Annotated in this window: 21 protein-coding genes; 11 read left to right on the top strand and 10 right to left on the bottom strand. The window is 38.7% G+C overall.

The window, feature by feature from the left end:
- Positions 1-24: 24 nt before the first annotated feature.
- A complete protein-coding gene (locus BN988_RS10090; protein ID WP_036576614.1) occupies positions 25-987 on the bottom strand; it encodes a TRM11 family SAM-dependent methyltransferase in 963 nt (320 codons plus the stop codon).
- A gap of 211 nt (positions 988-1,198) precedes the next feature.
- Positions 1,199-2,398, bottom strand: a complete 1,200-nt coding sequence (locus BN988_RS10085) for an enolase C-terminal domain-like protein (protein ID WP_036575821.1) — start codon at positions 2,396-2,398, stop codon at positions 1,199-1,201.
- Positions 2,399-2,651: 253 nt separating this feature from the next.
- Here BN988_RS10085 and BN988_RS10080 point away from each other — a divergent pair, with 253 nt between their 5' ends.
- Both BN988_RS10080 and BN988_RS10075 read left to right on the top strand, forming a co-directional pair.
- Positions 2,652-4,502, top strand: a complete 1,851-nt coding sequence (locus BN988_RS10080; protein WP_036575819.1) for a glucose PTS transporter subunit IIA — start codon at positions 2,652-2,654, stop codon at positions 4,500-4,502.
- A gap of 254 nt (positions 4,503-4,756) precedes the next feature.
- A complete protein-coding gene (locus BN988_RS10075; RefSeq protein WP_036576612.1) occupies positions 4,757-5,470 on the top strand; it encodes a GntR family transcriptional regulator in 714 nt (237 codons plus the stop codon).
- A gap of 137 nt (positions 5,471-5,607) precedes the next feature.
- On the opposite strand, the gene BN988_RS10070 is transcribed toward BN988_RS10075, so the two are convergent.
- From BN988_RS10070 to BN988_RS10060, 3 genes are all read right to left on the bottom strand, one after another.
- Positions 5,608-5,841: a hypothetical protein gene (locus BN988_RS10070; RefSeq protein ID WP_036575817.1), complete on the bottom strand. Its 234-nt coding sequence runs from the start codon at positions 5,839-5,841 to the stop codon at positions 5,608-5,610.
- A 392-nt stretch (positions 5,842-6,233) separates the two neighbouring features.
- Positions 6,234-6,968: a class I SAM-dependent methyltransferase gene (locus BN988_RS10065; protein WP_036575816.1), complete on the bottom strand. Its 735-nt coding sequence runs from the start codon at positions 6,966-6,968 to the stop codon at positions 6,234-6,236.
- A gap of 29 nt (positions 6,969-6,997) precedes the next feature.
- Positions 6,998-7,792 (bottom strand): sulfite exporter TauE/SafE family protein, encoded by a 795-nt coding sequence (locus BN988_RS10060; RefSeq protein WP_231495214.1) that lies wholly within the window; start codon positions 7,790-7,792, stop codon positions 6,998-7,000.
- A 220-nt stretch (positions 7,793-8,012) separates the two neighbouring features.
- Here BN988_RS10060 and BN988_RS10055 point away from each other — a divergent pair, with 220 nt between their 5' ends.
- On the top strand, positions 8,013-8,678 hold the full coding sequence (locus tag BN988_RS10055; protein ID WP_036575814.1) for a lysozyme inhibitor LprI family protein: 666 nt from the start codon (positions 8,013-8,015) through the stop codon (positions 8,676-8,678).
- A 113-nt stretch (positions 8,679-8,791) separates the two neighbouring features.
- Here the strand turns inward: BN988_RS10055 and BN988_RS10050 are convergent, their stop codons facing one another.
- The 3 genes from BN988_RS10050 to BN988_RS10040 all read right to left on the bottom strand — a co-directional run bounded on the left by BN988_RS10050 (position 8,792) and on the right by BN988_RS10040 (position 12,097).
- Positions 8,792-9,349 carry a sugar O-acetyltransferase gene (locus BN988_RS10050; protein WP_036575813.1) on the bottom strand — a complete coding sequence of 186 codons (558 nt, stop codon included), beginning with the start codon at positions 9,347-9,349 and terminating at the stop codon, positions 8,792-8,794.
- Positions 9,350-9,373: 24 nt separating this feature from the next.
- The gene (locus tag BN988_RS10045; protein ID WP_036575811.1) at positions 9,374-10,585 is read right to left on the bottom strand and encodes an MFS transporter; all 1,212 of its coding nucleotides are present in this window, start codon (positions 10,583-10,585) and stop codon (positions 9,374-9,376) included.
- Between the two features lie 510 nt (positions 10,586-11,095).
- Entirely contained in the window at positions 11,096-12,097 is a 1,002-nt protein-coding gene (locus BN988_RS10040) for an ROK family protein (RefSeq protein WP_036576609.1), read from the bottom strand.
- A gap of 276 nt (positions 12,098-12,373) precedes the next feature.
- Between BN988_RS10040 and BN988_RS10035 the strand changes: the two genes are divergently transcribed.
- From BN988_RS10035 to BN988_RS18365, 6 genes are all read left to right on the top strand, one after another.
- Positions 12,374-12,970 carry a TetR/AcrR family transcriptional regulator gene (locus BN988_RS10035; protein ID WP_036575809.1) on the top strand — a complete coding sequence of 199 codons (597 nt, stop codon included), beginning with the start codon at positions 12,374-12,376 and terminating at the stop codon, positions 12,968-12,970.
- The gene (locus BN988_RS10030; protein ID WP_036575807.1) at positions 12,963-14,279 is read left to right on the top strand and encodes a purine-cytosine permease family protein; all 1,317 of its coding nucleotides are present in this window, start codon (positions 12,963-12,965) and stop codon (positions 14,277-14,279) included. The genes BN988_RS10035 and BN988_RS10030 overlap by 8 nt, the downstream gene beginning before the upstream one ends.
- Complete coding sequence (locus BN988_RS10025; RefSeq protein ID WP_036575805.1) at positions 14,276-15,367, top strand: DUF917 domain-containing protein; 1,092 nt, start codon at positions 14,276-14,278, stop codon at positions 15,365-15,367. Before BN988_RS10030 ends, BN988_RS10025 begins: the two co-directional genes overlap by 4 nt.
- A gap of 3 nt (positions 15,368-15,370) precedes the next feature.
- Entirely contained in the window at positions 15,371-16,927 is a 1,557-nt protein-coding gene (locus BN988_RS10020; RefSeq protein WP_036575803.1) for an ROK family protein, read from the top strand.
- Positions 16,928-17,601: 674 nt separating this feature from the next.
- Entirely contained in the window at positions 17,602-17,811 is a 210-nt protein-coding gene (locus BN988_RS18865; RefSeq protein ID WP_147380268.1) for a hypothetical protein, read from the top strand.
- Positions 17,812-18,636: 825 nt separating this feature from the next.
- Positions 18,637-20,001 carry an OmpA family protein gene (locus BN988_RS18365; RefSeq protein ID WP_051557805.1) on the top strand — a complete coding sequence of 455 codons (1,365 nt, stop codon included), beginning with the start codon at positions 18,637-18,639 and terminating at the stop codon, positions 19,999-20,001.
- A 70-nt stretch (positions 20,002-20,071) separates the two neighbouring features.
- On the opposite strand, the gene BN988_RS19305 is transcribed toward BN988_RS18365, so the two are convergent.
- Positions 20,072-20,200, bottom strand: coding sequence for a hypothetical protein (locus BN988_RS19305; RefSeq protein ID WP_259343693.1), 129 nt, complete (start codon positions 20,198-20,200; stop codon positions 20,072-20,074).
- Positions 20,201-20,351: 151 nt separating this feature from the next.
- Positions 20,352-20,528, bottom strand: a complete 177-nt coding sequence (locus tag BN988_RS18860; protein ID WP_231495213.1) for a hypothetical protein — start codon at positions 20,526-20,528, stop codon at positions 20,352-20,354.
- A gap of 266 nt (positions 20,529-20,794) precedes the next feature.
- On the opposite strand from BN988_RS18860, the gene BN988_RS10005 reads away from it, so the two are divergent.
- Complete coding sequence (locus BN988_RS10005) at positions 20,795-21,547, top strand: alpha/beta family hydrolase (RefSeq protein WP_036575799.1); 753 nt, start codon at positions 20,795-20,797, stop codon at positions 21,545-21,547.
- Positions 21,548-21,635: 88 nt separating this feature from the next.
- The gene (locus tag BN988_RS10000; protein WP_036575797.1) at positions 21,636-22,295 is read left to right on the top strand and encodes a hypothetical protein; all 660 of its coding nucleotides are present in this window, start codon (positions 21,636-21,638) and stop codon (positions 22,293-22,295) included.
- Positions 22,296-22,349 lie beyond the last annotated feature (54 nt).

Here is a 22,349-nt window from a genome sequence, read left to right as displayed (position 1 = left end):
AATCCCCCTAACCATCTATGTCCGCTATTCACAAACAATTACCTGCCGTGAGAAAAGCTCCTTTAGTCCCTTATGAGCAGCGCATCGATCGACTATTGTAAAACCAGCCATCAAAATCACTTCATCTATGTCTTCGATTGTAAGAATAACAACTCTATTCGCTATTCTTCTAGCGTGTTTGATAATAGTGAACTGCTCTTCTGGTGTAGCTAGGGATGCAATATTGTAAGGCATATCAATGATTGCCGCATCATAATGGCCTTCTACTTCGGCTATATCTTTTACTTCCACTCGTCCATCATAGTTAAAGTACGTGATATTTTCCCTGGATCCTTTTACTACTAATGGATTTCGGTCAGAACCAACGATATGAATCCCCATGGAAAGTGCTTCCACAAGTACCGTCCCTATTCCGCAGCACGGATCGATTACCCGGACACCTGATGGGTCTGGAACTGCTATATTTACAACAGCTCTGGCCAAACGTGTGCTTATGGCAGTCGAGTATTCTTGAGGTTTCTTCATATGACGTAGCCAGACAGACTCGCTTTCCTGGTATGTCCCAAAGTACCACTGCCCTTTAAATGGTACAATGCCGAAAAGAATATCAGGATTTTTCATCTTCGCTTTTCCGACGATATTCCATCCAATCTCTTTTTCAATAATCCGCTGTTCTGCATATTCTATTTTCAGGTCATTGGAAAGGTCATTTATTTTTATGTAGAGTACCTTAAAGGTTTGGTCATCAAGCTCGAGTTGGTGAACCTGTTTAGCGATTTCCTGAACAGATTTGCCAGAGAAAAGAATCGAGAGCCTCCCCTTTATAAATGGACTCCTGCTTGGATCGATGTTTCTTGTGCTTTTTATCAGGCTATCGGCTTCTTCGCCAAAGAGAGCCCTTTGCTCTAATGCACAGAGAGATCTTTCTTCGAGACCATGTGTGCACGTGTATATGTATTCAGATGTTTGCGAGTTAAGTATTGTCATAATTTGTGTATTAGCCCTTCTTCGATCAATAATCAATCCATTACCATTCAATCTATTATATCTTATATAACTCATTATAACGAAAAAAGTAATAAAGACGTCGCTCCGCGCGGTTGCGATGGGGTAAACTCTTCCACATGTATTGTAGATCTTTATCAATGCAAAAAAATACCAGATTCCTTTGCAAATAAAGGATATCTGGTATTTCTTGTTATGGGGTAACGATTGTTCCATCAGGTATTCTACTTTGTGTCCATTCATGGGCTCTATACACCACTGGATATTCTGCTGCTTTTTCTTCATCAAAATCAACACCAATCCCAGGCTTATCAATTGGATAAAGAAAGCCTTTTTTTGGCTTAGGGACATAACTAAATAGGGATGCTGTGGTTTCTTTAACATGTATATTTTCTTGGATCGCTGCATTGTGAAGATGAATATTTAAGTGTGTATTGACAGCCATTCCGATAGGTGTAATATCAGATGGCGTATGCCAAGCCATTCTAATTCCCATTGCATCACAGAAATGAGCAAGTTTAAGCGCAGGGGTAATACCACCAATTTGCGACACATGGCAACGCATATAATCGACACGGCGGTTGGTTATGAGTTCTTTCCACTCCATCGGATTATTAAACAGTTCACCAGTTGCAAGTGGTGTAGCTGATTGAGAACGTAACTGCTCCAGCCATTCATTTTGGTCAGGAGGCAAAATGTCCTCGATATAATATGGTTTGTATGCTTCTACATCCTTGGCGAAATTAATTGCCTGGTTTGGGAAAAGTCGTTCATGAACATCATGTAGAATTTCGAAAGAGAAACCGTACTTTTCACGAATCGATTTGAACATGTGGACGGTTGTCTGCATGTAACTATTTTGATCAAAATAAGAGCCTATACTAGGGTTTTCCGTAGTGAGTAACTGATCGGCTAGACCTCCATAGAAGCCTAATTGACAGCGGATATGCTGATATCCTTCTTCTAAAATGGTATCAATTTGCTTATAAAGTTCATCTAAGTTATCTGCAACGGCATGCGTATAGGAAGCGATAGCATCACGTGACTTTCCACCGAAGAGTTGGTATAAAGGCATATTTGCTTGCTTTCCTTTAATGTCCCAAAGTGCCATATCCACGCCAGAAACGGCATTATTAATAACAGGTCCGTTTCTCCAATAACTATTAACCATCATCATCTGCCAAATATCTTCAATATTGTTAGCATCTTTGCCAATAAGGATAGGTTTTAGATATTCGTCAACCATTGTTTTAACTGCAAGTGGTCGTTGTTGGAAAGTTGCACACCCGTATCCGTGTACGCCTTTATTTGTTTCAACTTTTACCACAATTAAATTATGTCTATCAGGTCGCGTAATGTAACATTTTACATCGGTAATTAATATAGGACTCATTGAGGCACCTCTATTCTAAGCTTTTACTATTTCATTGAAACACTAGCAATAACACCATGTCAATTTGGATTGGTATCATCACCTATAAGCGATAAAAACCAGTCCAATTTATGTTTTTAAATTGATAGAATCCTTTACTGACAAGGGTTCATCATGATTGTGATGTCATTTTTGTACGTTTTTTTGTTTTGTGATTGTGTGTTATATTTTTCTTTGAAAGCGCGCACAAATATTTCGTAGAAGGGGTGGAGACATGAGCGAAAGTAATCAAGAAAAAGTAGTGAAAAGCATTATTGATTATTTGGGCGGTAAAGAAAACATCAGTAATGCATGGCATTGTATGACTCGATTACGCTTTGAGATAAAAGATGAATCTCTTATAGAAGAGGAAAACATTAAAAGTATTCCAGAGGTAATGGGGGCGCAGAATCAAAACAATCAATACCAAATTATTATCGGAACAGAAGTAGAGTCTTATTTTGAAGTGTTAGCTAGTAAGCTAGGAATAAGTGGAGCTGAATCTTCCTCCAATGGAAATAAGGGAGAGAAAAAGAGTCTAATCACCATGTTTATGGACATTGTTTCAGGTGTTTTCGGGCCCATTGTCCCAGCTATAGCAGGGGCGGGGATGATCAAAGGTTTAATCGCCGGGTTTGTGGCATTAGGCGTCGTATCTGATGAAAGTCAGACGATTCAAGTGTTGGATATGCTAGCGAGTGGTGTGTTTACGTTCTTACCATTCTTCATAGCAGCATCTGCAGCAAAAATCTTTAAAACAAATCAATACTTAGCAATAGCCATTGCAGCAGCAATGCAATATCCTACGATGACGGACGCTGCAGCAGCTGGAAATATTGATGCATTTCATATTTTTGGACTTATACCGATACCAGTCTTTAATTATGCCGGAAATGTAATCCCTATCATATTTGCTGTATTTGTTTTAAGTTACGTGCAACGATGGGTTGATAAAGTATTACCTAAAGTTTTGAGAACAGTATTTACACCGACTTTTTCATTATTTATTGCTGGATTAATCGCGTTTATAGTGATTGGACCAATAGGAATTCATTTAGGACGAGGACTAGCAGATGTTATTGCCTGGTTATTTGATGTGTCACCTATTTTAGCGGGTGTGGTCGTAGGGACAATCAGACCGGTAGCTATTTTGACTGGCTTACATCATGCGATGACACCTATTGCACTACAGAACTTTTCCGACCAAGGTTACGACATGTTAATGCCAATGATGTTCATGGCAAACATGGCCATTGCTGGTGCGACACTTGCTATGTATCGCAAAGCGAAATCTCAAAATGAAAGATCAATCATTGTGTCATCATCCCTTTCAGCGTTTTTGGGAATTACCGAACCAGCACTATTTGGTGTTCTAACAAAATATAAACGTGGATTACTTGCAGCAACGATTGGTAGTGCACTTGCATCAGCTTTCATTAGTGCATTTGGTGTACGTATTTACGGTTACATTTTATCTAGTATTTTCAGTTTACCAGCTTATATCGGGGAATATTTCATTTTTGCTATTTTAGGTATTGTCATCGCTATCGTCGTTGCTTATATAGCAGCTACCTTATTATCTAAATCAAATGAGAAATTAGAACCAACAGGAGCAAAAACGGAATTAAGGGAAGAGGAATTAACAGCAGTAGCAACAGGTAACTATGTGGCCATTGATCAAGTAGCAGATGAAGCATTTGCTTCAAAATCACTTGGTGATGGATATGCCATAAAACCGAGTAAGAGTGAAATCTTCTCACCAGTTTCCGGTAAAATTAAAACTGTTTTTCCAACCAAACATGCGATAGGAATTGAAACCAATATCGGATTAGAAGTCTTGATTCATATGGGGATAGAGACCGTTAGCTTAGATGGAAAACCATTCGAAATACTAGTGAAGCCGGGTGACGTGGTTGACAAGAAGACACAAATTGCAACGATGGATATAGAAGAATTAGAAAAAAACAAAATGGATATAACAACGATGGTCGTGGTAACCAATATGGAAAAAGTAAAATCACTTCCTGAAGCGACAAAACAATCGTATTCTGCAGGAGAGAAAATCGGTGATATTCTACCAAACTAAACTGTAGATGGAAATGGTTTTATATAAAGAAATTACCTTATCGACCTTGGCTCATGATTAGTATGAGCTGAGGTTGATTTTGTTGTAAGAACGAGAGAAAATGAAAGATTTATCCTTATTGAAAGAATATTATATGTAATGTATGATAATGCCTATAGTAAATGTCTTGTGAGTACTAGGCTTAGTAGTCTCGTCTAAATTTTTTCGACGGAATCTAATCATTAAATATAAAATTAGAGAGAAGCGTTATGATTATGAAAAAGAAAGAATTTATTATTAATGATGTGTTAAGTAAAATCTATCAAAATTATTATACGGACGGTAAATTGCCGACACAACGCCAATTAGCGGAATTTTATGAGGTATCTCGGTATACTATCCAGGATGCGATTGTTAAATTGCAGGATATTGGTGTGATTAATGTGGTTCAAGGCTCTGGTATTTACGTGCAGAAAAATGTTAGCCAAAATCCTCTCATTTATAATTCGATAACAGCAACACCGTATTCACGCATCTCATCTAAGCCAATTTATCTAAAAAAAGAAGTAGCAACAGAAGCAGATCAGCGCATGTTCGAAATTGAAAAGGGAGATGAAATTTGGGAGTTTCAAAGAATAAGAAATGTCAATTACCAAATTGTCCAGATTGAAAATTCCAGATTACCTTATAAATTGTTCCCAAATTTAAAAGAAGAAGATATCTCTAATTCCATACAGGAGTACGTACAACGGAAAGGGTATGAAATCTCCCACTACATTACGTCCTATACACCAGTATTGATTAATAAAGAACAATCCCAATTGATGTCTTGTAAAAAAGGCCTTCCAGCCATGAATATACAGAATAGGTGTATGCTTAGAGGGGGAACTGTCTACGAGTATAGTGAGGTCATTGCTCTAGACTATTCTTGTACGTATATTACCCCGTTTAATAAACAGAACCATTCACAACGAAAGCAGAAGAAATAAGTATGAAGGCTTTCTAAGAGTTTTATACTATAACTAGCATTACTTCACTCAATTCAGTTCAAAAATTAGACAGCAGTTTATCCCGGAGCAACCGTCCGTAAGACTTCCACTTCAAAACATGACGTGGGAGTAGCTCCTCAATCGTAATCATAATACAAGCGCCTTTTCCCAGTTCTTCTTATTTTTCCAGCCTTTACGGCTTTTTCCCACCTGTTTAAAGAAATTTCATCTAATGCTATTTTTTCGCCTTCAGAACGAGTTCTTGATTTTTTGCGTCGTTCTGAACCGAATTCTTTTTGTATGATTTCATTTGCCTGTTTCTTATTTGAAATGATATTGTCATCGATCTCATTTAAATTAATCTTTCTCATTAAAACCACCCCTTTTACCAATACGTAAAGGTAATGTACTTTAATTATCACTCAATTGAATACCTTCCTATTCTAATTATAATCATTTCTTGCCCAAATGAAACTATTCAATGAAACCATTTCTGAAATGATTACTACTAATTACGATAGACCGCTTGGAGTAGTTTTCTATAAACAAAAAAGGGGATTTTCCCTTCTTAGAGCCTTCTAATTATAAATTACATACTCAATGGCCAAATGGATCAGATAATAAAACTCGCCTCCATCTTTTTTTGCGAGATTTATTAAACTTTCGTGCCAATCTTCAACCTATGATAACCCCTCGTTATATCCTAATCTGGTTTTCAAGGACTGGAGAGCTTCTTGGTCCACATTATGTCATGGATGTTCCTCTATTTCTTATACGCTGAAATAATTAAAAACATTGGTCTCCGATTTTCATCTGCTATCAGAGGGTCTTTTTTTGCCAATTCCTCAGTAGGATAGGATTCCTTCACTTCCTTTATAAGAAAACCAGAATGAATCAAATCGTTCATATATGTCGCAATGGTTCGATGGTATTTTGTCACAGGTTCATTTAAAAAGGACGTTTCACGCGCGCCTTCGATTTGATAGTTATCAACTGGCCAGTGCAGGCGATACCCTTGTTCATCATAATACCAGTCTTGTTCTTCTCGAGAAGTGAAAATAGGATGTTCCACAGAAAAGACAAAGCTTCCCTCAGGCTTTAATGAATCATAAACCTTCTCACCAATTGTTTTAAATGACTTAATGTAGTGAAATGCAAGGGAACTGATTACCACGTCAAATGGAGACGCTGAAAAGTCGATGTCTTCAATAGGCCTTTTAATATATGAAATGGAAGGATCTTTTGTCATTTCACGAGCTCGTTGAATCATTTTTTCAGAAATATCTATACCTGTGACAGAGCTTGCCTTCTGCTCCCGTGCATACCGACAATGCCAGCCGAAACCGCAACCTAAATCAAGAACTGTTTTATCCTTAAGGTCCGGTAATAGTTCTTTTAAAATATGCCATTCTCCAGCACCTTCAAGCCCATGAACGGAGCGGGGCATTTGTTCGTATGCAGAAAAGAAATTCGGGTCATCATATTTATTTTGTTTCATCGTGAACCCATCTCCTATTCTTACTATGATCAAGTTGGATTAATCAGCAGCACAGCCCCAAGCAGAACGATAAGAATAAAGACGTAACGCTCGAATTTATGACTTGGGATACGACGATGTAAATACGCACCTAAAAATGTTGCGGCAATGATAAAAGGCAAGGAAAGGCCGAAGAGCGTAAATACATCCTTTGTCCATAGACCTCCAAGTGCTTGGCCTAGTACCACCATTATCCCAGAAATAAGAAAATGAGCTTGCAATGTTCCTCGAAAGCGATCTGGACTCCAGCGACGCATTGTGCCGTAAATAACAACGGGTACACCATTGAAGTTATAAGCACTTCCAAGTGTTCCCGCAGCAAAACCGAACGGTAACGCCCATGCTGGACTATCCAACAAAGGACGTTGTGCTGACTTCGTAATCATTGGTTTGGCCAGTGAATACGCTCCATATGCAACAAGAAATATACCAAGTGCAACCGTGATCACCATTGCAGGAGCATAAAGGACTAAGACCAGGCCAGCAGGAATGCCGAGCAAGGTAGTAATGGCTAACCGAATAAGTGCGGGCTGATCAATGTGACGCCATCCTGTAGACACAGCGAGCAAAGCTACAGTAAGCCCGGCCAATCCTATCAGCGATATGGAAGTATGTAAATCTAGTGGTAGCAATGCAAGGAGAGGCATCCCTATTACAGCTTCCCCAAAACCAAACGTAGCTCTCATCAAAGAGCCGATGAAAACAACGGCGATGACCAATAGGATGAGGGTCGTAGACATATAAAACAACTCCAGTAGCTCAAATTGCAGCTTAAAATATAACATTCATTATCTACCTTTATTTTATCATAGTGGTGAAACAATATGGCTTAGTTGGGGCTAATTGAGTGGGGAATTTAAAGAAGCTTTTTTGAAAAAACCTATCATTTGGCCAAGCACTTTCTACCTTCTAAAAGTCGTTGTATAAATTCCATGAACTGGCAGAATTTTATAAAATGATTTAAAATCTATTTTAGAACTAGATTACATAGAAAGGTAGATTTTAATGAACTTTAATCGTCATTTTTTAATCGGAATGCTAACAGTTGGATTGCTCCTTTTAGCTGCATGTGAGAATTCTTCTGCCGAGTCTAGCGCTACGACAGACAACGAGTCAGAAACCCAAACGGCAAATGAAAATGGAGAAGCTGTAGAGGAGGAAGCAGGGAAAGATCCGGGTTCAAATGCAGACGAATCGAATCAAGCCAACTCGGAGGGAAGCACAACGGAAGAAGCGGAAACTACCGAAAAAGTTGAGACAGCTAATGATGATGCCGCAGAGGAAGAAGACTCCTCGACTAAGAGTACAGTAAGCAAGAAAGAAGAATACCTTCAGAAATTAAAAGATGCAAAAAGAGAAACACGTGAGCAGCGGGAAGAGTCAGCAGATGGCATAACAATCGAGTTAAAAGGTGTGGAAGGCAATTTATTCGACCTGTGGGACGGGTTATTAAACGAAATTTATGGAGTTCTGGAGGAGCAACTTTCTACAGAAGAGATGGAGCAACTGAGAGTAGAACAACGTGAATGGATTAAGCACCGCGATAACAAGGCAGAGGAAGCATCCCTAGAATATGAAGGGGGCACTGCAGAACACCTAGTATATACAACAGTCCTTAACGACCTTACGATAGAACGATGCACGGAACTGGTTGAAGAGTATATGAAGTAATGTAAAGTAGAGCATTCCAAATTGGAGTGTTCTTTTTTCGGCCGATGCTCATTCACTCTCGGCCGAAATGCTCCAATAAATCAGACACCTTCAAATTGACTAAAAAAATCATTTTATAAATCAATTTCCTTGATTATTTTAGCTGGATTCCCGCCAACGACAATGTTATCTGGGACATCTTTCGTTACGACTGCACCGGAGGCTATAACAACATTATGACCGACATTTACACCTGGATTTATAACTGCACTGCCACCGATCCATACATTGTCTCCAAACGTAATCGGTTTTGCGTATTCTCTACCAGAATTACGCTCGGTTGGATTAATTGGATGTGTTGCCGTATAAATTTGTACCCCTGGTGCGAGCATGCAATTATCACCAAACCGAACTTCACAAACATCTAAAATTGTACAATCATAGTTTGCAAAGAAATTTTCTCCAACATGTGTGTTATATCCATAATCAAAACGAATAGTCGGCTCCATATAGACATTATTTCCAGTTGAACCGAGTATGTCTTTTAATAATGCTACACGTATTTTTTCATCTGTTTCGATGGTTTCATTATAGATTCTGACCTTGCGCCTTGCTTCTTTCCGTTCTTTGGTTAAAACAGGATCCATCGGGTCGTACATTTCTCCAGCTAACATGATCTCTTTTTCTGTCATCGTTCTACTCTCCTTTTAATTTAACTAAATTTCTTTGGATACTAGCTTCTTCTTTCCTAATAACCTATTTAATTGCTCTGAGCATAAAAGCATTATTGCAATATAGATAACGATAAGAAACGGGAAGATGGCAATTGTTGAATGAGATGCAATCATACCGAGAATCGGTGGTAGAAAGGTGCTACCTGTATATGCTAACGCCATTTGGTAGCCCATAATAGTCTGGGAATGTGTCTTGCCAAAGCGTGTTGGTGTTTCATGTAACATACAAGGGAAAATTGGTGCTAAACCAAACCCTATCATGATAAAACCTGCAAGTGAAAACGTAGTTGGAAAGGGCAGTACGAGAAGTACAGCACCAACTAATGCGATAATTTGTCCAATTCGAATCAGAATACGGTTGCTCCATTTAAACGTTACAAAACCAGTTACAAATCTACCAACTGTTAAACCTCCCCAATATAGGGAAACCCATTGGGCAGCAGATGATGCTGACAACTCTTTGACGTTTACGAGAAAACTACTTCCCCATAAGCCGACTGTTGTTTCCACCCCGCAATAAAATAGGAAGGACAACAATGCGAATTTCACTCCTTTTATTTGCAATGGTTTTGTATGTTTTGTATTTTCATGGACTTCATTGTGAATCTCTTCTGTTGTTTCGTTTAATGTCCTACTTCTGTTCTGTGCTACTCTCTTCCACAATGGGAAGGAAAAGAAAAGGATAGTTGCTAATGCAAATTGGATTCCGGCTATGGTGAGATAACCATTTCTCCATGCCTGCTGTCCTGTAATAAATTGGGCCATGATGATTGGCCCTAAAGTTGCTCCCACACCCCAAAAACTATGTAACCAACTCATATGGTGTGCCTTATAATGTAAAGCAACATAATCGTTTAATGCAGTATCTACAGCTCCCGCACCTAAGCCAAGCGGTATAGCAAATAGAACCAACCAAATGATCGACGGCGCGAAATAAAACCCAAGTAATGCACCAGCCGTCAATAAGACACTAGCAAAGGTAACCTTTTCAGTTCCGAATCGTTTGATAACCCTCCCACTAAGTAAGCTCGAAATAATGGTACCAGCAGAAATGATCATAAACAGGTAACCTGCTGCCTCAAGTGGAGCTTCAATGTCTTCTTGTATCACAGGCCATGCGGCTCCTAATAAGGGATCAGGTAATCCTAAGCTAATAAATGCTAAATAAATAACTAGCAAAAGTAATAATGTCATGTGTACCCCTTTTCTATATTAGTTAAATTGGCTCTTCATCAAAATCTATGGGTGCCAAATAGCTATATTTTTGATAATAGCAACCGCTACGCATTCCATGGGCTTGAGCTCAGCCTCCTCGATAAAAGAAGTTCGCTTTTTTCTGCGGGGTCTTCCCACCGCGCTTTCCCATAGGATTCACCGTGTTTTTCCTCCGCTAACTCGTCTCACTAACTTACTTATGAAATAATATCAACCATAGATTTTTGTGTTGAACCATTAAATTTATCCGTAGCAACCGTCCGTAAGATTCCCACTTAAAACATGAAGGGAAGCCAAAAAGTTTTAAGCGGGAGTAAACGGACGCTAACACCCCGATTCGTTCAACTAACAGTGGGGGAAGAACGAAAACCCAAACTTATTGAAGTTTCACTTTATCTAAAATCAACTTATTAAATAGATTTAATAAGTATATAAAAATTTCAGCATCCACTTATTTTGCAGATGCCTAGACTGCTCATCGCTTGACGTTTATGAGATATTACTTATCCCATCAATCATTATATTGAGGCAAAGTCTTTGTAATCCAAATAAATAGTCTTGTTCCCAATCGCTTATTGCGAATTCAGGAAGGTGTTCGGATGGAATATATGTTGCGCTTGCAATTTCAATTTTTTCAACAAGGGTATCATCCACCTGGTTATCACAAAAAATAAACATATGTGGATTAATAATTGCAACAAAAGACGCTACTAATCTACTAATGGCATCTATCTCAGCTCTCCCATCCAAGACTACATTTCTTGATCCATAATTTAAAGCTTGTTGAAAATTTTGGTCATTATATTGTGGGATATATTGAACCTCTCCTGAGAAAAACGTGCTTCCACGAATGACATCCCCATTAAGCAATATCCCCGCTCCTGGCCCATTATTCCCGGCATATAAATATACAAGAGACCGGTTCTGAATTCTCAGGTTATGGTAATAGCCAAGAACAGCTGCATTCATATCGTTCTCGACAGCAACAGGAAGGGAAAAATATGCTTCATAATATTCCTTTAAATCTACATTATGAAATTTTTCATATCCAGGTATATGAAAAATACGCCCGTTATCAACTGCACCCGGAACACCAATTGTCAAAGCACGGATTTTTGGGTGTGCTGTTATGATTTGTTCAATATAGGAAGTTAATAAATGTAACCCATCGTCTACTAACACACTTGAAATCTTGCCCTGATCCTTTATTTCTCCCAAACAATTAAAGATTGTATAATTTGTCTCTGACTTCTCTAAGAAAATGGCAGCGCCTAGCATATACTCCGGATTGTACATATATCGTTTTGCTCTTCTGCCACCACTAGATTCATCCAGGCCAGCAGAGATAATTTCGCCATCTTTCTCCATCTGCGCTAGGATTTTACTTATTGTCGGGAAACTAATTTCCAATTTATTACGGAGCTCTACTTTTGTTGTACTTCCCATTTCTAAAAGTATTTTGCGAATATCACGAAGGATTATCTTCTTCATTGATTTGGGGTTCGTTAATTTTTCCTGCACAAAGTTCACCACCTAAGCCACTTATTAAAATGATTTAATAAGTTATGGTGAAACTATACCATAGTTATTTTTTTATAACAATAGAAAATGGAAACGGTTTTTGTCATGCTAGAAAGCAATAAAATAGTAGTGTTTTCACATGAAACCCTTTACAAAGTATCGATCTAGCGTAAATTTTTAAAAAATATTGACTATACAAAAAGCTGGTGGTATTATACCTAACAAACGTTAGTTAGGGAGAAGATGATGACAAAAGATAAAATTATCCAAGCGACAATTAGAAATTTTGCTAAGTATGGGTACGAGGGAGCTTCCATGCGGAAAATTGCGGAGGAGGTCAACATTAAGCCAGCTTCTATTTATTACTTTTTTGAGAACAAACAGAACTTATTTATCCAAGCAATAAAGGTAATCTTAGAACACCACTTTACTAGTATGAAAGGAACGTTTGAACAGTATCAAACGGAAAAATTACACACAATATTTTCAGAACTATTCGATAATATCGTCCGCCATCATACTTCGAATCAAGAAGAAACAAAAGCTTATGTATTGATGGTGAACTCTGCGATTCCTGAAATCAAAGAAGAGGTTCGTAACTATTTAGCTACTTATAATGTTTGGTTGGTAGAACAATTGACGGAAGAAATTGCTTCAAGGAATCCTCATTTAGATACAAGTGAGATTAAAGAGATTATCGATTACTTTATTTTTCTTGGAAATGGTTTATTTTGGGGAGTTATTATTTATGAGAAATCCGAGATGCAGAAGAATTTAAAACAAGCTACCAATTTAATGAATCAATATTTAAACCAATCGTTAGGGAGTGAGAAAGATGAGTGACAAAAAATTAATTGAAGATTACGAGCTTGACCGAGTACCTGACGAAAAAAGACAGGGATGGTTGAAACAGACAATGGTTTGGATTGCGGGAATCATTGCTTTATCTGCAACTGCATTAGGTGGAGCATTAGGGAGTGGGATGGATTTACAGCAAGCCATTATCGTTTCAATTATTGGTACTTTCTTGTTATCCCTGCTTAGTGCGTTGTGTTGTATCGTAGGTGCTAAAACAGGCTTATCTACCGCATTGGTTTCTTCCTTTGCATTGGGAAGGTATGGTTCCATGGCTGTATCGGTCGTCATTGCCCTTTCTTTATTCGGCTGGTTTGGTGTTCAACTGGATTTATTTGGTTCAAGCTTAAATAAAGTCATTAGCGATGTTTTTGGGTTAGATATCTCACCTACCATATTAATGATAATTGGCGGAATATTGATGACACTTACCGCTTGTATTGGCTACAAAGCGATTGAAAAATTAAGTATTCTTGCAGTACCATTGCTTGCCATATTGCTTATTGGTTCTGTTTATATGACAAGCAGGAGCTTTACATTTAATCAACTAAATGACATGTCGCTCACTTCAGATCCCTTAACAGTGGGGATGGGTATTTCTTCTGTTATCGGTTCACTAGCGGTTGGTGCGATTATCGGTCCAGATATTTCGCGCTATGCAAAATCAGCGAAAGATGCAACAATATCCGCATTTCTAAGCTATTTCATTGGCTATAGTATTGTATTAATTATTGCAGCCGTATTAGCGAAAGCAACCAGTGAAGTTGATGTCGTTGCGATTATGATTGGGATTGGATGGGGAACAGGTGGCATGCTTGTGCTTATCTTTGCACAATGGACGACAAACAACACCAACATTTACTCATCCGCATTAGGATTTTCCGTTATCTTTAAAAAAGTACCAAAATACATTTTAACCATTATTGCAGGGATTATTGGTACAGCGCTTGCTATCATGGGAATTTACGATCATTTCATACCATTTTTAAATGTACTAAGTGTCCTTATCCCACCAATTGGAGGGATTTATACAGCTGATTTTATATTTAGACATCGCGAGTATCATTTCTCCAACATCCATAATGTTTCAAATATTAGAGTACTAAGTGTTTTAAACTGGGTAGTTGCTTCAGCGGTCGCGTTTATGACCACCCCAAGTCCAACTGGATTTGGAGTATTTAGCCTTACCGGAGCATCAGGCATTGATGCATTTTTAGTAGCTTTCATCATCCAATCTATACTTGGATTTTCCTACATTAAAAATAATAAAGAAGCCTTGAAGGGGGATGCAGCATGAGATTAATTGGGAAAGAAGAAATAGAAAATATAGCTATTGGAGCGGCTTTATTAGGTACTGGCGGAGGAGGAGATCCCTTCGTTGGGAAAATGATGGCACTCCAAGCGATCGAAGAAAACGGCCCTGTGAAGTTACTTAGTGTGGATGAAATTGATGATGATGATTTAATCGTCCCCTCTGCGATGATGGGTGCACCAACTGTGTTGGTGGAGAAATTAGCAAGTGGTGACGAAGCATTAAAAGCTTTTAATGCGTTAGAAGAAGTACTAAATAAAAAAATTAAAGCGACCATGCCAATTGAGGCCGGTGGTGTAAACTCCTTATTACCTTTAGCATTAGCTGCATCAGTCGGTTTACCTGTAGTCGATGCGGATGGGATGGGACGAGCCTTTCCAGAACTACAAATGGTTACGTTTTATCTTCATGGTGTTAGTACCACTCCTATGGTTTTGGCCGATGAAAAAGGAAATAGCATGGTATTAAATACGGTTAATGGAAAATGGGCAGAGGACATCGCACGAGCTGCAACCATGGTGATGGGTGGCTCGGTCATGAATGCTATTTACCCAATGTCAGGAAAACAAGTAAAAGCATCAAGTATCTATCATTCTCTAACCTTAGAAGAAAATATTGGGAAGGTGATCAAGGAAGCAAAAGCCAATAAACAAAATCCAATCGAGGAAGTATTACAGCTTTTAGGTGGCTTCAAGTTATTTACTGGGAAAGTTACCGATATCGAACGGAAGACAGATGGAGGCTTTGTTCGTGGTACAGCGACAATCGAAGGGCTAGACCAAAACAAAGGGGAACAATGTTATTTAGAATTTCAAAATGAAAACTTAATGGCGAAAACCGATCATGAGGTGCTTTGTATGACACCCGATTTAATTTGTGTCATGGATACGGATACAGCGCTTCCCTTTACTACAGAGGGATTAAGATATGGGGCAAGGACAACGGTGATTGGAATTCCTGCTGATGAAAAATGGCGAACAGAAAAAGGAATTGAAGTTGCTGGGCCGCGATACTTCGGATATGACCACGACTTTACTCCGGTAGAACAATTGATCAGAAAGGCAGGGAAATAAATCATGAACTATCGTTTAGGTATTGATGTAGGTGGTACGAATACAGATGGCGTTCTCTTGGACCGGGATATGAAGGTGATTCATTCCTTGAAAACACCAACCACAGAGGATGTAGAGACAGGGATTTACAATACGATTAGTAGTTTGGTTAAGGAAGCAAACGTAAAGGTGGACAATATCGAATTTACGATGCTAGGAACAACGCAATGTACCAATGCCATTGTAGAAAGGAAGAAATTAAACCGAGTAGCAATCATCCGAATTGGTGCTCCTGCTGGAACATCCATAAAACCACTTGCTGGTGTACCAGAAGATTTAAAAGAAATGCTTGATGGTCATACCTATATGGTGGAAGGGGGACATGAGTTTAACGGCAAGGAAATTAACACGTTAAATGAAGAGAAAATCCGTTCCATTGCGAAAGAAGTGAATGGAAAAGTGGATTCTATCGCCATTACCTCCATCTTTTCCCCTGTCGATCAGTCACATGAAACAAGGGCAGCAGAAATTTTGCGTGAGGAATTAGGAGACGATGTTTCAATTTCTCTTTCGAGTGAAGTTGGTAGCATCGGGTTATTAGAACGAGAGAATGCAACCATTTTAAATGCTTCTATTATTAATGTGGCAAAAACAACAGCAGAAGGGTTTGAAAAGGCACTCGAGCAGAACGGAATACATGCCAAAGTCTTTTTCTGCCAAAATGATGGTACATTAATGTCTAAAGCATACACCTTGAAATATCCAATTCTAACTGTAGCATGTGGACCTACGAATAGTTTACGAGGTGCCTCCTTCCTCTCGGATAATAAGGACGCTATTATCGTCGACGTTGGCGGCACAACATCAGATGTTGGTGTATTAGTTAAAGGATTTCCGCGTCAATCTTCCATTGCTGTTGACCTAGGTGGAGTTCGTACAAACTTCCGTATGCCGGATATCAATTCTATTGGACTGGGCGGAGGCACCGTCATCCGCGTTGCAGAGGACAATACATTTAAAATTGGACCTGATAGTGTAGGGCACCGTATCCTTAAAGATGCACTTGTCTTTGGTGGTTCTACCCTTACCGCGACAGACGTTGTGGTTGGATTAGGAAAAGTACAACTAGGAAACCCAGAGAATGTCGCACACCTTGATAAAAATCTATTAAATAAGATTTTTAAGCAAATGGTGGAAATGATAGAAGAAGCTATTGATAAAGTGAAAACAAGTGCAGATGATATGCCAGTTGTATTTGTTGGAGGAGGAAGTGTCCTATTTCCGAATGAAATCAAAGGCGCATCCTTTGTTTACCAACCAGAGAACGGTGGGGTTGCAAACGCAATTGGTTCAGCTATTTCCCAAATCAGTGGGGAAATTGAAAAGATCTATTCAATTAATAAGGAAAATAGAGAAGAGATATTAAAGCAAGCCAGAGAGCTTGCGATATCAGAAACCATTAAAGCAGGTGCTGATAGTAAAAAGGTAGAAATAGTAGACATGGAAAGTGTACCACTTGCCTATCTACCTGGTGATGCAACAAGAGTGAAGATAAAGGCAGCTGGAGACTTGGCGATATAAGTGGGGGAACACAGTAACTGGTTGGATTATATTTTTATGAACCTCATATGGATGAAACTAACCATACAAGTATATTAATTATCAATAGAATTGCAACATAGAACGAAGAAAAGAAGGCATACACAGCATGTGCCTTCTTTCTTCTTTTTATTTGGGAGGAGGACGACCTCTTTAATTGATAGGGGATAGACACAGAGGGTGCCAGGTATATCTCTTTGAAAACTCTTCTTATTGTAAAGGATTCTGATTAGTTTTTTTAAAATTTTAAATATATGATAAAATAATTGTTAAATATTGGGCTTAATCAACCGAGAAGAAGATTTACACTAATTATTTAATGGAGCGCAATTGTTTTATAAGAGCGTAATTTAGTAGCATGGAGGGGTGGGTCTTTTATTAAGACAAAAGTTATTGAATACTTATTTAACGGAGAAAAGTATAAACTCTCGAGAGCCTTTCTTACCATTTTGTTACTTTTAGTTGCCTTATATCTATCGTATGTTTTTGAAGTTCCTATAATTGATGTTTTCGTACCTCTTTTAATCTTTGCATTGGTGTTGTCTGTATTTCAAATAACGTGGTACAACAAGAAAAAGAACATCAAAACAATGGCTAGGGATTGGGTAGTAATCGCAATATGTTTAATTATTTTGATGATATGGGGTTTTCTAAAGTTGCAAGAAAACAAATTAGAAAATGAAGTTTATGACGTGATTGAAGAAAAAGTTCAAGATGAAACGTTCTCGATAGAATTTATAGACGAAGTGGACTACTACGAAGAAAAATACTTTGTTGTCAGCTATACCATTAAAGGTGACCCAACTGAATATTTGGAATGGTATTATCGGAAGGATGGAGAATGGCTTCATGATGAAACAAAATAAATTGGATAGGATAGGAAGAAAATTAGTTTTAATTAAGACTACTTTATATTATAAAGAACATGATAAAACCTCAATGTGGCCAATCCATTGTCGGTGTATATTACAACAACACAAATACAGAGAAAAAAGTGTACAAACATAGAATTTATGGTAAAGTAAACATAGAAGCATAAAAAGTGCATATCATAATAAAGACCGCCCATGCTATAACATGGAACGGTCATAATAGACCGAACCCCGTCAAGAGGGGCTAGGCGCATTCAAGGAAGAGATAATCCCTCAAAGGCCGTTCAAACCACATGAGGGATTATTTTTTATTTTTATCGGACATGATAAACGCAATTAGCATGCCAAATGAAACCATTAGCATTAGAACGCTTATTATATCCATAGGCGCCACCTCCCTTCTCGGAAATTCCGAAGAAGGTTTCCAGTGCGCCACCCCTCATGTGAAGCCAGTCTATTAAACTTAATTATATCATATTGCTATCATTCATAATAAATAAGCAGTGGCTATGCCGCTTTAGGGACAGTTCTTGGCATAGTCGTAGGCGGTAATTTAATGATTGAAATTGATAAAACACAATATAAGAAACTCAGTAGTGCTCAAAAAAATATAAAACCCGCACCATATCCATCTTAAAACCGAGCCCTTTACATATCTCCTGAGGCTTCTTTTTTCTGCCACAAAAACATGACGAAAGTAGTATTTTTATGAAAAACGCACAGTGATTGCTACCTTTCTTTAGCCTCTCTAGGTATACTAAACTCAGAGAACAGAGGGGACAGGAGACTTGTCTCGATTGAACAAGAGGAGTGTTTAAGTTGAGAAAATTATTCATGGCGATTGTCATTGTTTTGTTGATCAGTGGCTGTGTAAAAGAAAAGGATGCAAGCAGTGAGACCAAAGGAGAACCGGAACAGACTTCAGAGCAGGAGAAGGAAACGGAAGCGACCGATACGGCGCAAGATGAAGAAGGGGATGCTGAGAAGGCTACGTCGGAACTTGGCGATTTAGAAGTGAAGCTAAGTGGTGAAGCAATAATTGAGGAGGACCAAATAAGAATAGAAGGGGAAAGCAATCTGCTGCCTGGTTCAAGTATCTATTCAGGTGGTGTGACGGATGGCGGCTTTGCCTCTTCTACGTTTATTGATACAGCAGAAGTCCAAGAGGATGGCAGTTTTTCCTTTGAATTTTCTGGGATAAGCACAAGTACCACCGTTAAATTGAATTTATATACCAATAACCAGACAGAGGAGCATTACGGGGAAAACCTGGAGAAGGCAACAGGGCCACAAGTGTATGTGACCGATACACATGGCGAGTACGAAGTGAAAGCTGAATTTTATATTGATGTAGATCAGCCAATGCCTTACACGATTCCAATCGAAATTCCTCAATGGCAAGAAAAGCCAGATGATTATGGGGAGCCGGAAGTTTGGATGGAAGCAGAGGTGGACAGTGACCACGAATACCTCTATTTTCATGGAGAGACGAACCTAGTGGAAGGCACAAGAGTTGGTGGGAATCTGCGTAAGGCTTCGGGTATCATTGATGCATTTTCGTTTGGGTTTACACGGATAAATCCAGATGGCACGTTTGAGTTACGTGTGCCGTATTATAAGCTGCAAAAAGGAATGTACATGCCAATACGCTTTGAGCCAAAGAACAATGTCTGGGAAGATGTCCTGGATACATATGGCGAGCATGGAGAGAAGCTGAAAGGGGAACTTGTTGAAAAAGATGGGGAAGATCAATATGTGGAGTTGATCGTAGAGATCGATGCACCGGACTTTGATCCTCCTAAGGATGTAGGTTTGACAGTAGAGGATGAGGAAGTAAAAATACAAATGCCTGATGACTTACTCTTTGATTTTGACGAAAGTACCTTAAAAGCAGATGCGAAAAAAACACTTGATGATGTGATGAAAGATTTACAAAAATTAGATGAAAATACGGAAATCCAAATTAATGGACATACCGATAATGTCGGCGATCCGGATTATAATTTGAACTTATCAAAGGAACGTGCGGAAGCAGTTTGGGCCTATCTAGAAAAAAGTGGTGATGTGACTGGACTGGATGTGCAAATTGAAGGATTTGGCGACACCAAACCAATTGCTTCTAATAAAGAAGAAGATGGCCAAGAGCGAAATCGTCGAGTGGAAATTGTGATTAATCCAAATTAGAGATCGGAATACATGAACAAAGAAGTCTATTTTAAAAGGAGCAAACTAGTTTGCTCCTTTTATTTTGCAGTTACTTCTTTTTCAGCTGCCTGAGATATCCCATGGAAGAGGCATATGCCGCTGTTCTTGCAGGGACCCCTTTTTTCATTAAGCTCTCTGCAGTTTCTTCAATCATTTCTCCAGCACCTTTGTTTTTCAAAGCAGACCCTCCTTTCTCATATATTATCTGTGGAGAGAGAGAAAATATTTGTTCCAGAATTTTAATAGAGAGTTATCTATATAGTGCCCTTTTGTGCATTCATAAAATGTAAAAAGCCCTCACATCAAATGAGGGCTTTTCCAATCATAAATTACGCTTCATCTTCATTTTCTTCTGTATCTGTACCTTCATCTGTTTCTTGATCTTCTTGTTCCGTAGAATCTTCAGTTGCTGGATCGTCTTGGTCTTCTTCATCATCCGATGAACATCCGATTAATAAACCTGTTGATAGAAGTGCAGTCATGGATGCGAAAGCTAATTTTTTCATTTTCAACCCAATCACCTTCCCTAATAAAAGTTTGTTTCCAGTACAGTATAAACCAGCTTCATTAATGTACTATTAAGTAAATGTAATAATCGCTACACAAACTAAAAATGAGTCTTGCTGGCTATTTACGGAAGAAGCATTAGTGCTGGAGACTTAACCTGAATATAATCATGTAAAATTTAAGTTTACTTATCAATTGATAAGGGAAAACGGCTATGATATAAATAAGAAAAGTAAGTAAGCAAAAACAGAAAGAGAGAGAAAAAATGAAAAAGACACTCAAGATTATACTTACGGTTTTATTAGCAATCATTTTAGTAGGGGCAGGGGTTTTTTATTATTGGACCCAACAAACATATGAAGCCTCAGATACGCTGTCTCAACTTGTTGATAAAGAAGACATTCATTCTGAAGAAGATTGGTTATTATTCGAGCCAGAGGGAGGCGCGGATACTGGAGTTGTACTTTATCCAGGTGCAAAGGTAGAACCAGATGCCTATAGCTATTATGGTAGGCGATTAGCAGAGCAAGGGTACTTTGTTGCCATACCAAATTTACGGTTGAACCTCGCTATCCTTGATTTAAACAAAGCAGAGCAGGTAATTGAGAAGCATCCCGAGATGAAAAGTTGGTATGTTGCAGGACATTCTTTAGGTGGTATTGGAGCAACAAGCTTTTCTATGAACAACCAAGATGTCGTGGATGGTGTCATCTTACTTGGGTCTTATCCAAGTGATAGCACCGATTTCTCAGATGTGTCGATGCCGATGCTTTCCATTTATGCGGAGCATGATCAATTAACAACACTAGCTAAGATAGAAGACACAAAACATCTCCTATCTGAACAAGCTGAATTACATGAAATAAAGGGTGGGAATCATGCTCAGTTTGGCGTGTACGGTCCGCAAAAAGGAGACGGGGATGCAACCATTTCGGTTGAAAAGCAGCAGAATGAGATCATGCACGTAATCATAGAATGGTTAGATCAACAGGATACAACAGAAAACGAAATGCAGTAGTAGTGCTTTATCCAGCCTAAACTGGCAGTAAAACCCCTACCAAAGGAAGCTTCACTTTATCGAAACTCGCCCATAAAGGAGGATGAAATTGGATACGTTTCTTTACATTTTCTACGCCATAGCCTATGCCGTAATCCTAATTTGGAGTTTGCGTGCTACACCAACTCAATTCCGCTGGTCCATGCGTTCTTTTGTTCACCTTGTGATTATTGGACTTATTTTTGATAATGCCGTGATCGCAAGTGGCAAGGTCATTGGGGAAGGAGAATTGCTGGCATTCTTAAACGAAATGCGCTATTGGCTCCATGCCTTTATTACGCCGACCCTTGTATTCTATGCATTAGGATTATTACGTTTAACGAATGAAAAATGGAGAAAAAGCAGGCTTGCCTTAGGTAGCTTCCTCCTCATTACAGCTGGCCTAATCGTTTATGAAATTCAAACAGGTATCCTTAATAAAACGTTAGAGCCAGTATGGGAATATGGTGTGCTTCGCTATAACACAGTAGAATCCTCTTCAGGTCCACCAATCATGATTTTATTGGTTATGGCCGTGTTGCTCGTGACGAGTATTATCCTGTGGAAGTTGACGAAATGGCCATGGATGTTTGGTGCTCTATGTATCATTCTTGTCTTTAACGTGATTCCATTTGATTTTGCGAGTTCAGCTGTGACGAACGGATTTGAGCTACTTTTAATGCTTTTATTAGTAGTGACGAAAAGGCATTATGAAAAAATAAGTTCTTAGTAGTTTGGGAGCACCTGTAGCTTATTGGGGTGCTCCTAATTTTTTGCTTTTAGG

It is taken from the genome of Oceanobacillus picturae, from assembly GCF_000612865.1.
GTDB lineage: Bacteria > Bacillota > Bacilli > Bacillales > Amphibacillaceae > Oceanobacillus_B > Oceanobacillus_B jordanicus.
The sequence above is the reverse complement of the archived record's forward strand: the minus strand, read 5'-3'. Positions and strand labels throughout refer to the sequence as shown.